This is a genomic window from Mesorhizobium sp. AA23 (assembly GCF_001672435.1).
In the GTDB taxonomy this organism is placed as follows: Bacteria; Pseudomonadota; Alphaproteobacteria; order Rhizobiales; family Rhizobiaceae; genus Mesorhizobium.
Genome location: NZ_LYTP01000030.1, coordinates 259464 through 275269 on the forward strand (window position 1 = coordinate 259464; position 15806 = coordinate 275269).

Consider the following 15806-nt stretch of genomic DNA (forward strand, 5'->3'; position numbering starts at 1 on the left):
CCCCGTCTTTCACGGGAAGAAGGTGCCGGAAGGCGGATGAGGGGCAGCGCTATCGCCATGTTTGTGATCGCCAGCGTCGGAATACTTACTCCGCCTTGACCTCCACCATGCCGGAGGCGGTGCGGGCCGAATATTGCGGCCGGTACATGTCCTCCACCGTCGCCGCCGGATGGGCATAGGTGCCGGGCCTCACGGCGCGCACGACATAGGCCAGCGTGATGTTGCGGTCGCCGTCGCCTTCGTTGGGATTGAAGGCGGCGACGAAGCGGTCGTCGCGGAACTCCAGATGCGCGGCGTCGGTCTGCGCCAGCCAGGAGAAGTTCGACAACTGAGCGCTGGACACCAGGCTCGGATTGTCTATCTCGAAGCCGGCCGGCAACAGATCGGTGATCAGCAGGCGCGAGGGCCATTTGTTCTGCTCATAGACCTTGAGCACGACCACATAGCGTTCGTTCTGCCTGGCCTCGGTGATGTTGGCCTCGGTGCCGTCGAGCCTGTAGTAGGTACGATCGATGGTGAAGCCGTCGCCGCCGGCCGGCAGCGGCTCGACGGGTGCGGCCACCGCGGTGACCACCGCCTGCAGCGCCGTCGTGCCGGTGTTGGCGATGGCGAGCGGGCTGTCGACAAGGTCGTTGCCGGCAACCCGATCGGAATAGCCGCCGGTATGCGGCGCGCCGTTGACGGAAAGCGTGATCGAATTGTTGCCTTCCTTCAGCGCCCTTGCCGCAAGGAGCATCCAGGATTCGTCCTGCGTGCTCGTCCAGCGGGCGTCGGCGCGTTCACGCGCCACCAGCCTGATCAGCTGCGGCACGATGCTCGGCACCGGCTTCGATTCCGCGGCCAGCGCAAGCATCGCCGCGCCGTCACGCAGGGGCGAGCCATAATCGGAGCGATAATAGTCGTATTCGGTGCTTGCCTGCGCCAGCCGCAAGGCCGTCTGGAAAGTCGCCTCCGAACGCTGGGTGTCGCCATAGAGCGCCAGGCTCGCGGCCAGTTGGGCGACAGCCATCGGGCTGGAGAAGGACTCGAGCTGCGTGTCCGAATAGTAGCGCAGATCGCCGATCGAGGCCTTCTTGTTGCGGGCGAGCACATAGAGCGCGTAGGCGATCTCGCTGCCGCGATCCTGGACGTCTTGGTCATAACCAAGCGAGTTCTGCAGGTTGTTCAGCGCCTGGTTCATCGCCTGAGCCGGCACGTCGTATTTCTGCTCGCGTGCCCGGGTCAGGAACTCCGTGACATAAGCATCGAGCCAGAGATCGCCGGACCCCGGGCCCCAGAGGCCGAAGCTGCCGCTTGATGCCTGGTAGCTCAGCACCTTGTAGACGGCATCTTGGATGCGCCCATGCAGGTCCGGATCGCTCTCCATGCCGGTGCTTTTGGCCATGTCGTTGACATAGAGCAGCGGCAAGGCGCGGCTGGTTGTCTGTTCGGCGCAGCCATAGGGGTAGCGATCGAGCGTCATCAAAAGCGAAGGGACGTCGAAGGCGGCTGCCTGCGAGACGCCGATGCTGACCGAAGCACCGTCGAGCACGCTTGCGGCGAGCAGCTCCTTGTCGACGCGCAAGGCTCCGCCATTGGGCTTCAGGTCGACCACCATGCGGTTGGTGACCGGGAGCTGCGCCGGGCGCACCGGCAGGTAGAGCGTCTGCTCGACCTCCGTTCCGCCGTTATGCGCGAGCTTGACGGTGATCGAAGCGTCGCCCGCCGTCTGCGCGATCAGCGGAAATGAGAGCGCTTGCCGCTTGCCCTGGCTAAGCGTCAGCTTCTCGGGCAGGGGCTTGTCGCCGGTCGAGAGATCGCCGGTCGTGGTGACCGACAGCTTGTAGTCGCCGGCAGGGCCGTCGGTGTCGGCGATATCGAGACGCATGGTCGCGGCATCGCCAGGCGCCAGGAAGCGCGGCAGGCCGGCGGTGATCACCACCGGATCGCGCACGATGACGTCGGTTTGAGCATGGCCGACGGCCTCTTTGGTCCAGGCGACGGCCATGACGCGCGCGGTGCCGTTGAACTGCGGGATGTCGAAATCGATCCGCGCCTTGCCGTTGGCATCGAGCTCGACCGGGCCGGAGAAGAAGGCGACCAGCTTCTCGGTCGGCGGGCTGCCCTGCGACCGCATGTTGGCGCCGTCGCCGCCGGTCCGCAATTTGCCGGTGGTGCCGAGCGAACCGTCGATCAGGCGGCCATAAAGGTCGCGGATTTCCAGACCCAGCATGCGCTGGCCGAAGAACCAGTCCTCCGGATCGGGCGCCTTGTAGTTGGTGAGATTGAGGATGCCGACATCGACGGCGGCGACCATCACATAGGCCTTGCTGCCGGCTTGCGCGCCGCTGACGGCGACCGGGATCGACAGCTGCTGGCGCGGGGCCGTCTTTCCAGGCGGCGTAAGCGCAACAGTGAGCTTTTTCGAACCCGGATCGACGGTCAGCCATTTGACGCCGATTGCGCGGGCCGGCATGCGCGATTCCTGCGCATCGCCGGGCCGGAACAAAGTCGCCGTGACATAGGCGCCGGCTCCCCAGTCGTTGCCGACCGGGATGTCGACGGTGCTGCCGCCGGTCGGCACCGAAGCGGTGACGGTCTTCAACAGCTTCTCGGCGCCGATGGTGACCAGGAGTTCGCCGGCAAAATGCGGCGACACCTTGAGCTTGGCCACCTCGCCAGCGGCGTAAGTGTCCTTGTCGAGAGCGATCTCCAGGCCGTCCGGTGTTTCGGTGGTGGTCGAGGCGACGTACCAGCCGGCGTCGAACTCATAGCTGGTCGCCGGGCCATCGGGGTCGGCCGTCTCGACCTCGAGCCGGTAGCGGCCCCAGTCGACAGGAAGCGACACGGTCGCCTCGCCGTCGGCTTTCAGGTCGATCTGGCCGTTGGCGACGGCCTTGGTGAGGTTCACCGCTTCATAGTTCCAGGAATTGTTCGAACGGTACCACTGGTAATTGCGCTCGACCTTGACCAGCGACCACTGCGCGCCCTTCAGCTCCTCGCGTTTGCCGTTCGGATCGACGGCGATGATGCTGAATTTCGCCGTTCCGCCTTGCGGCACCTCGCCGCCTTCGAAATCCGGGCGGATGCCGATCATCTCCTTTTCCGGATGGACGGCGATGTCGAGCGAGCGCTCGACGGCACGGCCGCCGGCTTCGCGCATGCGGACTGTGACCTTGGCGTTGATCAGCTTGGTCGTGGAGGGCAGTTGGTCGATCGAGACCGGGAAGGTCGCCTTGCCGTCGTCGCCGACGAGGGGAAGGTTGGCCAAAGGCGTCACCGAAGGTTCGGCCGACTGCTCGTCGGCGAGACCGAAGGTGAAGTCCTTGAACCGATCCCAGCTGTCCGTGGTCGACAGCGTCATCTCGCCTTCAAGCGCGAGGCCGGCGGCCGGCGTGCCATAGAGGAAGCGGCCGTCGACGCTGACATTGGCTGTCTCGCCCTGCGCGATTTCCTTCTTGTCGGCCGTCAAGTCGAACTCGATGCGATCCGGCACGAAGTCTTCGACCAGGAACATATGGCTGGCGACCGGTGCCTGCTTGGGATCGGTGTAGATCGACACCGACCAGGTGCCGCGCATGGCGTTAGGCTCGAGCGACAGATCGACGGCATGGGCGCCGGCGGAAGCGCCGTCGCTGACGATACGGCGGTTCTCGACGCCATCGGGTCGGGTGAAGATGAAGGTCAGCGGCAGGTTCTCGACCGCCTTGGCGGCGCCGTCGCGCGCAAGGGCGGCGACATGGACGTCTTCGCCGGCGCGGTAGATGCCGCGCTCGGTCCAGGCATAGACGTCGAGCGCGCCGGGCGCGGCACGCCCGGCAACGCCGCGGTCCGACAGATCGAAACCGGCGCGGCCCATGTCGAGGAAGACGAAGTCGTTGTCGCCCTGCTTGGCCATCAGCACCGCCGGCACCATGCCGCCTTCGCCGCGCGTCAGGCCCGGGTTGAAAACGGCATGGCCCTCGGCGTCGGACGTCGCCGTGCCGAGGATTTCATTGTTCTTGGCAAGCAGCGTCAGTTCGGCGCCGGCAATCGGCTTGGCAGAGCCCAGCGAGCGGGCAAAGACGTTGAGACCGTCCTGGCCGGTATAGGTGGACAGACCGATGTCGGAAACGACGAACCACTGGGTGGCGCGCGAACCATAATCGTCGCTTTTGTCGTCGACCGGCTGGGCGGTCAGCACATAGACGCCGGGCTTGCGCTGCGGGATCGCCTCGTCGACCGGAAAGGAGGTGGTGACCTCCTTGTTGAGGTCGTTGGCGATGTCGAGCGTGCCTTCCCAGACCGGCTCGCCCATCTGGTCGGAAATGGTGGAAATGTCATAGCCGTCGAGCTGATGCAGGAACTGGTAGCCGGACAGAAGCTGCGCCAGCGATCGGTCGCCGATGCGGTAGAGCTTCATCTTGGCGGCGCTCATGTTGACGGTGACGACCGGAATGCCGCGGCGGGCGCCGGCCGGCAGCACGAAGCTGTCGCCAGTGAAGCGGGCCGACGGGGCGCGGTCCTGGACATAGATCGACAGCACGACCGGAGCGGCAATCGACTCGCCGATCGCGGCCGGCAGACCGGCGCGGAAGGTCACGTCATAGTGCTGGCCATGTTCAAGCCCTTCGACGCAGATCTGCTTGTCCTTGGCTTCGACAGCCTTGGGAGCGGCATTGTCGACGGTGACGAACTGCGAATAGTCGACGCCGGTCTTCACCAAGTCCTCGGAGAACTGGGCGCAGATGCGCGGCGAAGAGGAATCGGCATCGACGGAATGGTCGATCACGCGGAAACCCTTGCGTGCTTTGAGGTCGGCGTAGTCGGCCTGCACGGCTGGCGAGTTCACCAGCGCAAGGCTCGCCTCATAGGCCTGAATGGCCGGCCGGAAAAGGTCGCGCTTGTCGAGGCCGGCGGCAAGCAGCGCCAGCGCCTCGGCGCGGGTTTTTGCCGTGCGCACCAGCTTATAGGCGTTGAAAGCGGCCGAGGTGACGTTTGCCGGCAGGGTCGAGGGTTCGGAAGTGTTGGAAGCCGGCTGCACGCCGAGCGTCTCGCGCGCCAGCGCCAGCCAGAGCGCGCCGTCGTCGAGCAGGACGGACAGCGCCGCCTGGTATTTCTGCATGGCCAGGCGATGGTCGCCGGTCAGCGCTGCCTGCTCGGCCGCAGCCTGAAGTGCGGCCAGCCCTTCGGTCGGCTTGTCATACGCCGGATCGGTCAGCTTGTTGCGAAACTGCTGGGCCTGATCGGCCATCCAGTTGGGGAAGAAGGCAAGTGGAGGCGGCGCGCCGATATCGGGGTCGCCATCGACGTTTGCGACTTTGCCGGCGACGGCGCCGCTGAAGGGTTTCAGCTGATTGTAGTCGGATTTGAGAAAGCACCATTTGGCCTTCGTGTTGTAGGTGAAGGCGCGGCAGGCGGGATCGCCGAGGCATGTGGTCTTGCATTGGTCGAGGCTGACATTCTGGTCGGACCTGAGGTCGAAACCGAAATAGTCGGAGTTGTCGGTCGTCACGATTCGCCGGGCTTCGGCCGCTTGCGCGGCCCCGCTCAAGGCAAAGAACAGAAGAACGAGGAAAGAGAGACCACGAGCCGCGCGCATTGCCATATCACCCTCCCGACATTGCAGCGTCCGGCCATGATCAAGCATCAAACAGGCTTGTCAACGCCGAACGCGGCAGGTTTTCAACCCGCCAACGGTTTCCATGCCGGCCACAGGCCGGTATTTCGACAGAACCTCCATGGGACAAGGGTTCACGCTTTCTTGCGAAGGCGCAAAAGGTGTGAATTCCAAGCCCGGTCTATTTCAGACAATTGGATTGTGGCCCCTTTACGAGCGTTTCAGAACTTCATTCCAATTTTAGTTTTGTCGTCTAGGTTAGCGTAATGCCGGCGTATGAAACGCAGATGTCAGGAGGGATCGCGCCAGGGCGCGTGCTTCCGCGCGCCCTGCTTTTGGCGCTCGTCTGCGCGGCCATGCTCGCCGGCGAAGCCCGGCCGGCGGCTGCTTTCGAGATTTTCGGCATCAAGCTTTGGGGCTCGTCCAAGGACGAGGATGCCGACATCGTCGATCCGCTGCGCTATTCGGTGACCATTGACGCTCCCGATGCCGACAAGGATCTGGTCAAGAAGCTGGAAGATGCCTCGGTGCTCAAAAATGACGAGGAGCACCCGGTATCGGGGTCGCTCGGCTTGATGGCCAAGGCGCGCAGCGACCGCGAGCAACTGGTTGCCGCCCTTTATGCCGACGCCCGCTACGAGGGCGTGGTCACCATCACCATAGAGGGCAAGTCCATCGACGAACTGCCGCCGGACGCCGAATTCAAGGGGCCGCAGCCCATTCCGGTGGTCGTCAGCATCGCCGCCGGGCCGAAATTCACCCTCGGCGACATCAGACTGAAAGGCGACGCGGCCGGCCTGGCGAGCGCCGATTTCGGCCTGATCGCGGGCGGCGACGCCAGTTCGGGTGCCGTGCTCAAGGCCGAAGCGGCGATCGTGCGAGCGCTCAAGGAGGAGGGCAGGCCGCTAGCCAAGGTGACGGATCGCGAGATCGTCGCAGACCATGACACCTCGACGCTCGACGTGACACTGACGGTCGCGGCCGGCCCGGTCGCCGGCTATGGCGACACCACCGTCGAGGGCACCGAAAAGGTCGATCGCGACTTCACCGAATACATGACCGACCTAAAGCGGGGCCAGCAATATTCGCCGCAAGAGATTGACGATGCCCGCGATCGGCTGCTCGGGCTCGAAGTCTTCAACAGCGTGACCATCAAGGAGGGCGAGAGCCTCGACGCCCAAGGCAACATTCCGATCGACGTCCAGGTGAGCGAGCGCAAGCCGCGCTTTTTCGGCGTCGGCGGCACGTTTTCGAACACGGAAGGACTGGGGCTCGAAGGCTATTGGGGCCACCGCAACCTGTTCGGCCAGGCAGAGAAGCTGCGCATCGACGGCTCCATCAGCGGCATCGGCAGCAACAGCATTTCCGCGCTCAACTACAATGCCGGCATCATGTTCGAGAAGCCGGGGGTGCTCGGGCCGACATCCAAGTTCTTCACCGGCGTCAAGACCGTGTTGGAGCACCCCGACGCCTATGACCATTTCTCGGTCAAGGGCGACGTTGGAGTCTCCTACGACCTCGACAAGAGGCAGCGGGTCTCGGCTGAATTCGACCTCGACTACTCGAGGATCACCGACGCCTTCGGCAAGCACACCTATCTGATCGCCAGCATTCCGCTGCAATATGTCTATGACAGCCGCGACAACAAGCTCAACCCGACCAGGGGTTTCCGGGCGCTCGCCTATGCCGAGCCGAGCTACGACATTCTGAACGGCGCGACATTCCTCAAGTTGAAGGGCGAAGGCTCGGCTTACCAGTCGCTCGATACGGCGAGCAGATTCGTCCTCGCCGAACGCGCCACGCTCGGCTCGATCGTTGGCACCGGGCTGCAGAATGTTCCGGCCGACAGGCGCTTCTATTCCGGCGGCGGCGGCTCGGTGCGCGGCTATGCCTATCAAGGTATCGGCCCGAAGGACATCGACGGCCAGCCGATCGGCGGCCTGTCCCTGTTCGAGACCTCGGTCGAGATGCGCATGGCCGTCACCGACACGATCGGCATCGTTCCGTTCGTCGATGCCGGCACGGTCTCGACCAAATCCTTCCCCGATTTCTCCGACGTCAAGGTCGGCGCCGGCGTCGGTCTGCGCTATCTTACGCCATTCGGGCCGCTGCGCATCGACGCCGCCGTGCCGCTCAACCGCGATCCGGGCGATCCGCATTTCGGCCTCTATGCCGGCATCGGTCAGGCGTTCTGATGATGAGGATATTCTGGCGCATCCTTCGTATCTGCCTTTACGCGCTGCTCCTGCTGCTGGTGGTGGCGATCGGCGCCCTCGCCGTGCTGACCGGCACCGAAGGCGGTCGTCAGAATCTCGCCGGTCTGATCTCGAAGCTGGCCTCGACCGAGGACCGCAAGATCACCGTCAGCGGTATCGAAGGCATCTGGTCCGGTCAGCTCAGGCTCGATCATGTCGTGCTGGAGGATCGCACGGGGCCCTGGCTGGTGGCGCGCAAGGTGGCGCTCGACTGGTCGCCGACGGCGCTTTTGTCGCGCAACTTCAGCGCCGATCGCATCGAAGCCGAGCGCATCGAGTTGGCGCGGCTGCCACGAGCCGGCCAACAGCCGTCGCAAGGCGCATCGAACAGTCTGCCGGTCTCGATCGACGTCAAAGAGATCGAGCTGCCGGAGATCGCGCTCGGGCAAGAGCTCGCCGGCAGCGGCATTGCCGAACTTGCCGCCAAGGGTTCGCTCAAGGCCGATCCATCGCCGCTGGCGATCGACACGGTGCTCAAAGTCGCCCGCCGCGACGGCAAGCAGGGCAATGTCGACGCCAAGGTCCGTTTCGCGCCGGCCGACAACAAGCTCGACCTCGATCTCAAGGCGTCGGAGCCGGCCGGCGGCATCATCGCCAATTTGCTCAAGCTCCCCGATGCGCCCCCCGTTGATATCGTCGTCTCCGGCACGGGGCCGCTCGCCAATTGGAACGGCATCGGCACGTTCGTTGTCGACCGTCAGATCGTCGCCCAGCTCACCGGCCGCCATCAGTTGAGCGACAGGGGCCACTATGTCGAGGCCAAAGGCGACGGCGAATTCGAGCGCTTCCTGCCGGAGAAGTTCAAGTCGCTGTTTGCCGGCAAGACGAATTTCGACGTGGCCGGGACGGCGACCACGACAGGCGGGATCGATATCGAGCGCGCAATTGTAGAGAGCGGCGCCGTGCACGGCACGGCCACCGGCAATGTCGACCCGAAGGGCGCCAGCGATCTTGCCGTCGAGCTCTCCGCCAAGGACAAGCCCGTCACCATCGACGTCGGCACCAGCGCGGTGCCGATCCTGGTCGCGGTCGAGAAGGCGACCGCACGCGCCTTTGGCGACGGCAAGGCGCCGATAGTCGACATCGGCACCTCCTTGGCCTCGATCGCCGTCGGCGGCACGCAGCTCAACAATGTGACGGGACAGGTCCATTCCGACGGCTTCGACGTCGCGACCCGCACCGGGCCGGTCAATGTCAAGCTCGCGGCCGCCGGCCTGAAGACCGACGTGGCGACCCTGGCGCCGCTGGTGACGGGCAAGCTAGCCGCTGATCTCGCCGGTTCGATCAGCCGCGACACCGTCACCGTCGACCAGGGCACGTTGCGCAGCGATGCGCTCAATGCCGCGCTGACCGCCGGCGTCTCGCTCGCCGACCTGTCGATGACGCTGAAGATGAACGCCGACGCCGTATCGAAGGCGCTGCCGCCGCAGATCAGCTCGCTGCTTGGCGAACGGGTGAAATTCTCGGCTACCGCGACCCGCGATCCGGAAGGCGCTTTCGCGGCCAACGAGCTGGAACTCACCTCCGGCTCGCTCAGCGCCAGCGGCACCGCCAGCGCGCAAGGCTCGGATATCAAGGCAAACGTCAAGGGAACGCTGGGCGATGTATCGGCGCTGTCGTCGCTGGCGGGCACGCCGCTTGCCGGCGGGGTCAATTTCGCGCTGACCGCCAGCGGTCCGCGCTGGGCGCCGGATTTCTCGGTGTCGGCCGACAGCGCCAGCCTGACGGCGGCCGGCCGCACGGTGAAGGACATCAAGCTCTCGGCGAAGGGCAAAGCCGACATCGCCAACCCCTCGGCCGATATCTCGCTGACGGGCAGCGTCGAGGAACAGCCGCTCGACATCGAGGCGTCGTTGGTGACCGCCGCCGGCAAGCGCGCGATCAAGGGCCTCAGCCTTGCACTGGGCGACAACAAGGTTTCGGGCGACCTCGCGCTCGACGATCAATTCCTGCCAGTTGGCACGCTAACGCTGGCCGTTCCCGATGTCGGCCCGCTGGCGGCGCTAGGCGGCCAGACGGCGACCGGCGATATCAACGGCACGATCGCCTTCGCCAAGGATGGCGCGGCTCCGAACCTCACCATCAATGCGGCCAGCACATCGATCGCGCGCGGCGAAGTGGCGGCGAAGGCGATCACCGTCAATGCGCTGATCGCCAACTATCTCAAGGGACCGGCAATATCGGGCACGATCAAGGCCGACAGCGTCACTTCCGGCAAGACGGTGGTCAGCGGTATCGGCATCGACCTGAAGCGCGACGGCGACTGGACCAATTTTTCCGGCGGCGCGACGGCATCCGGAATTCCGGCCACCGCGACCGGGCGCGTGAAGATCGCCGACGGCAAGACCAGCGTCGAGATCGCGTCCGGCGAAGCGACCCTGCGCGGCATCAAGGCGGCGATCGCCGAGCCGTCGCGCCTCGCAATCGCCAACGGCGTCGCCAGCGTCGAGAAGCTTGCGCTCAATCTCGGCGGCGGCTCGGCGACCATTTCCGGCAGCGCCGGCCAGATCCTCGACCTGACGGCCAATTTCGCCGGCCTGCCTGCGGCGCTCGCCAATGATTTCGTGCCGGGCCTCGATGCTGCCGGAACGCTGGAAGGCACGGCACATGTTACGGGCCCGTCGGCCAATCCCGATATCGAGTTCGACGCCAAGCTTGCCGGCGCCGAGACCAGCCAGACCCGCCAGGCCGGACTTGGGCCGCTCAATCTGGATGCCGCCGGCAGCTACGGTCTGGCGAGCGGCCTGGCCCTGGACCATGCAACGCTTTCGGGCGACAAGATTTCCGGCAACGCCGCCGGCACCTTGAATCCGAACGGCGTCAGCGATTTTTCGCTCGATCTGACGTCATCCGGACCCAGCCTGCCGTTGACGATCGGCAGCGCCGAAAGCCCGGTCAAGATCGAGGTCCAGTCATTGTCGGCAAAGATAGCCGGCCAAAGCACGCAGGCCCGCCTCGAGGCTTCCGCCATCCTGCCTTCGGTTGCCGCCAGCCAGGTGAATGTGGACGGCCTTGCCGTTGCGCTGCATTCGGATGCGTTCGATCTCAAGGGGCGGGCAGGCCCGGTCTCCGGGACGGTGTCGATCGACAGAATCGGCCTGGACAATCCGATGATCGCGCCGTTGGTTGCCGGCAAGGTCACGGCCGAGGTCAATGGCCGTTTGACGAGCGACGCCGTTGCCGTCAACAGCGGCTCGCTCAAGAGCGATGCGCTCAATAGCCAGGTCGCCGGCCGCATGTCGCTGCGCGACGGCGCCGTCGACCTCAATGTGAACGCCAATGTCGCTTCTTCCGCCTTGCCGGCGGCGGTGCGCGGCATGTTGGGCGAGAGCGCGCAATTGAGCGCCGCGCTGAAACGCGACGCCAACGGCAACGTCAATGTCTCCGGCTTGAAGCTCAACTCGGGCGCGCTGAGCGCCGACGGGCAGGCGAGCCTTGCCGACAACAAGCTTGCCGCCGACATCAGGGGGGCGTTGAGCGACGTTTCGCTGCTGTCGAAAGACGCCAAGGGCGCCATCGCTTTTGGCCTGAATGCGCAAGGTCCGATTATGGCGCCCGACCTCTCGCTGACGGTGAACAGCGACAGGCTGTCCGTGGCGGCGCGCGAGATCACCGGACTGAAGCTCACCGCGACAGGCAAGGCGGATGCCGCCAATCCGGCGGCCGATGTGCAACTGACCGGCAATGTCGCCGGACAGCCGCTGCAGGGCAATGCGGTGCTTGCCACCGCCAATGGCAAGAGCGCGATCAAGGGCCTCAGCCTTGCACTCGGCGACAACAAGGTTTCGGGCGACCTCGCGCTCGACGAAGCGTTCGTGCCGGTGGGCACGCTGACGCTGGCCGTTCCCGATGTCGGCCCGCTGGCGGCGCTAGGCGGCCAGACGGCAACCGGCGATATCAACGGCACGATCGCCTTCGCCAAGGATGGCGCGGCTCCGAACCTTACCATCAATGCGGCCAGCACATCGATCGCGCGCGGCGAAGTGGCGGCGAAAGCGATCACCGTCAATGCGCTGATCGCCAATTATCTCAAGGGACCGGCAATATCGGGCACGATCAAGGCCGACAGCGTCACTTCCGGCAAGACAGTGGTCAGCGGTATCGGCATCGACCTGAGGCGCGACGGCGACTGGACCAATTTTTCCGGCGGCGCGACGGCATCCGGCATTCCGGCCACCGCGACCGGGCGCGTGAAGATCGCCGACGGCAAGACCAGCGTCGAGATCGCGTCCGGCGAAGCGACCCTGCGCGGCATCAAGGCGGCGATCGCCGAGCCGTCGCGCCTTGCAATCGCCAACGGCGTCGCCAGCGTCGAGAAGCTTGCGCTCAATCTCGGCGGCGGCTCGGCGACCATTTCCGGCAGCGCCGGCCAGCTCCTCGACCTGACGACCAATTTCGCCGGCCTGCCTGCGGCGCTCGCCAATGATTTCGTGCCGGGCCTGGACGCCGCCGGAACGCTGGAAGGCACGGCACACCTCACGGGTCCGTCGGCCAATCCCGATATCGAGTTCGACGCCAAGCTTGCCGGCGCCGAGACCAGCCAGACCCGCCAGGCGGGACTTGGGCCGCTCAATCTGGATGCCGCCGGCAGCTATGGTCTGGCGAGCGGCCTGGCCCTGGACCATGCAACGCTTGCGGGCGACAAGATTTCCGGCAACGCCGCCGGCACCTTGAATCCGAACGGCGTCAGCGATTTTTCGCTCGATCTGACGTCATCCGGACCCAGCCTGCCGTTGACGATCGGCAGCGCCAAAAGCCCGGTCAAGATCGAGGTCCAGTCATTGTCGGCAAAGATAGCCGGCCAAAGCACGCAAGCCCGCCTCGAGGCTTCCGCCATCCTGCCTTCGGTTGCCGCCAGCCAGGTGAATGTGGACGGCCTTGCCGTTGCGCTGCATTCGGATGCGTTCGATCTCAAGGGGCGGGCAGGCCCGGTCTCCGGGACGGTGTCGATTGACAGGATCGGCTTGGACAATCCGATGATCGCGCCGTTGGTTGCCGGCAAGGTTACGGCCGAGGTCAACGGCCGTTTGACGAGCGACGCCGTTGCCGTCAACAGCGGCTCGCTCAAGAGCGATGCGCTCAACAGCCAGGTCGCCGGCCGCATGTCGCTGCGCGACGGCGCCGTCGACCTCAACGTGAACGCCAATGTCGCTTCTTCCGCCTTGCCGGCGGCGGTGCGCGGCATGTTGGGCGAGAGCGCGCAATTGAGCGCCGCGCTAAAACGCGACGCCAACGGCAACGTCAATGTCTCCGGCTTGAAGCTCAACTCGGGCGCGCTGAGCGCCGACGGGCAGGCGAGCCTTGCCGACAACAAGCTTGCCGCCGACATCAGGGGGGCGTTGAGCGACGTTTCGCTGCTGTCGAAAGACGCCAAGGGCGCCATCGCTTTTGGCCTGAATGCGCAAGGTCCGATCATGGCGCCCGACCTCTCGCTGACGGTGAACAGCGACAGGCTGTCCGTGGCGGCGCGCGAGATCACCGGACTGAAGCTCACCGCGACAGGCAAGGCGGATGCCGCCAATCCGGCGGCCGATGTGCAACTGACCGGCAATGTCGCCGGACAGCCGCTGCAGGGCAATGCGGTGCTTGCCACCGCCAATGGCAAGAGCGCGATCAACGGGCTTCTGCTGTCGCTCGGCCCGAACAAGATCTCCGGCGACCTCGCGCTTGATGAAGCTTTCGTGCCGGTGGGCACCGTGTCGCTCGATCTTCCTGACATCGGGCCGCTGGCGGCGCTTGCGCTGGAAAAGGCGGAAGGCGACGTCCGCGGCACGATCGCCTTCTCGAAGGCCGGCAACGCACCGAACGTCGCCGTCAAGGCAACGACGGCGGCGATCCGGCGCGGCGACCTCTCGGCCAAAAAAGTCGCCATCGACGCCCAGATCGCCAATTACCTTGCAGCACCTGTCATCTCCGGCAAGATCCGCGCCGACAGCGTGACCTCCGGCGGCACTGCCGTTACCAGGATCGATGTCGACCTGAAGCGCGACGGGGACTGGACCGGCTTTTCCGGCGGCGCCACCGTGAAGAACATTCCGGCGAAAGCGGCCGGCCGGGTGAAAGTGGCGAACGGCACGACGACCGTCGAACTCGCGTCGGGCCAAGCGACGGTGCAAGGCATCAAGGCGGCGATCGCGCAGGCCTCGACCGTGACCATCGCCAACGGCGCGACGACGCTCGACCGGCTGGTGCTCAATCTCGGCGGCGGTACGGCGACGGTGACGGGCAAGGTCACGCAGACGCTCGACATCAACGCCAATCTGGCCAGGGTGCCGGTCTCGCTCGCAAACAGTTTCTCGCCTGGCCTCGATGCGGCAGGCTCGATCTCGGGCACGGTCAAGGTCTCCGGCGCGCCGGCCACTCCGACGGTCGCCTTCAATGTCGATGCCTCGGGCGTGCAGACTTCGCAGACGCGGGGCGCAGGCCTCGGCGGCATGAACGTATCCTCGTCGGGAACCTTTGCCGGCAGCAAGCTTGCCTTCGACGCCAACATCAGCGACGGCGCGGGCCTTGGTCTCAAGGGCGGCGGCACGGTGACGACGGCAGGCGGGCCGACCCTGGCGCTCGATTTCAAAGGCAAGGTGCCGTTTTCCTTCCTTGCCTCGAAACTCGCCGTGCAAGGCCTGGCGCTCAACGGAACCGCCAATGTCGACGTGCAGGTGCGCGGTCCTGTATCCGCGCCGGTGATCAGCGGCAAAGTCTCGACGTCGGGCGCCCGTCTCATCGACGCGCGCTCCGGGCTGGCGGTCAACGACATCGGGGCCGACGTCTCGATCGGCGGCGGCGTCGCCAGGATCAATCGCCTTACGGGCACGTTGTCGACGCGCGGCAGCCTTTCGGCGAGCGGCACCGTCGGCATCACGCCGGCGCAAGGTTTTCCGGCCGACCTGTCGATAAAACTCACCGACGCCCGCTACACCGACGGCAGGGTGGTGACCGCCAATCTCGGCGGCGACCTGACCATCAAGGGGTCGCTCGTGTCGGCGCCGGTGCTCGCCGGCACCATCAATCTGGCGAGGACGGTCATCACCGTGCCGGAGAAGCTGCCCGGTTCGCTCTCGGAGTTGGATGTGAAGCATAAGAACCCGCCGCGCGCGGTGCGCGCGCAGGACAGGGCACTGAACCCGCCGACATCCAGCAGCGGCGGCAGCAGCGGCAGCGGCCTTGTCCTCGACGTGACGGTCAACGCGCCGAATCAGATCTTCATCCAGGGCAGGGGCGTCGATGCCGAGCTAGGCGGCTCGCTGAAGCTGACCGGCCCGGCATCCTCGCCGCAGGCCGTCGGAACCTTCACCTTGCAACGCGGCCGGCTGACGATCCTTGCCAAGCGGCTGACCTTCACCGAGGGCACAGTCGGGTTCCAGGGTTCGCTTGTGCCTTACCTCAACCTGACCGCGACCACGACGACCGGCAGCGCCACCGTCACCATCGTCGTTTCGGGCGAAGCGACCAACCCAAAGTTCAACTTCTCCTCCGCACCGGCGCTGCCTGAGGACGAGGTGCTGGCGCAACTGATCTTCGGCCGCTCGATGTCCAATCTCTCGCCGCTGCAGATCGCCCAGCTTGCCGACGCGGCCGCGCAATTGGCAGGGGCCGGCGGCACGACCTCGCTGCTGGACAATCTACGCAGCGCGATCGGCATCGACGATCTCGACGTGACGACCGACGAGAAGGGGGGCACCGCGGTTTCGGCCGGCAAGTACCTCAACGACCGTACCTATGTGACAATCCAGAAGGGCGACAAACCGGGCTCCGGCAAGGCGACGATCGATCTCAATGTCGGGAGGGGCGTGAAGCTGCGCGGCGAGGCCAACGACGCGGGCGAAGCCAAGGGCGGCGTCTTTTACGAACGCGAATATTGACGGTGTTGCCCGCCCCGGCGGGCTGAAGAGGACTTTTGGCGCGCGCACGAGGCCTGTCCGCCGGCAATGTCTTGATTTGATTGCCCTGTTAATTTTTGGAAATGTGCTGTG

The 15806-nt window shown here is 65.4% G+C and carries 3 protein-coding genes; 2 read left to right on the top strand and 1 reads right to left on the bottom strand.

Annotation, left to right across the window (positions count from 1 at the left end):
* Positions 1-85 precede the first annotated feature (85 nt).
* Entirely contained in the window at positions 86-5566 is a 5481-nt protein-coding gene (locus A9K66_RS25170; protein ID WP_067328926.1) for an alpha-2-macroglobulin family protein, read from the bottom strand.
* A gap of 278 nt (positions 5567-5844) precedes the next feature.
* Here A9K66_RS25170 and A9K66_RS25175 point away from each other — a divergent pair, with 278 nt between their 5' ends.
* Together A9K66_RS25175 and A9K66_RS25180 are read left to right on the top strand one after the other, a co-directional pair.
* Positions 5845-7773 (top strand): autotransporter assembly complex family protein, encoded by a 1929-nt coding sequence (locus A9K66_RS25175; protein ID WP_067328927.1) that lies wholly within the window; start codon positions 5845-5847, stop codon positions 7771-7773.
* A 2-nt stretch (positions 7774-7775) separates the two neighbouring features.
* Positions 7776-15695 (top strand): translocation/assembly module TamB domain-containing protein, encoded by a 7920-nt coding sequence (locus tag A9K66_RS25180; protein WP_082954085.1) that lies wholly within the window; start codon positions 7776-7778, stop codon positions 15693-15695.
* Positions 15696-15806: the final 111 nt, after the last annotated feature.

Bases quoted from the DNA above. Each gene is read 5' to 3' on its own strand.
- A9K66_RS25170 (WP_067328926.1), bottom strand. From the start codon at position 5,566: ATGGCAATGCGCGCGGCTCGTGGTCTCTCTTTCCTCGTTCTTCTGTTC.
- A9K66_RS25175 (WP_067328927.1), top strand. From the start codon at position 5,845: ATGCCGGCGTATGAAACGCAGATGTCAGGAGGGATCGCGCCAGGGCGC.
- A9K66_RS25180 (WP_082954085.1), top strand. From the start codon at position 7,776: ATGAGGATATTCTGGCGCATCCTTCGTATCTGCCTTTACGCGCTGCTC.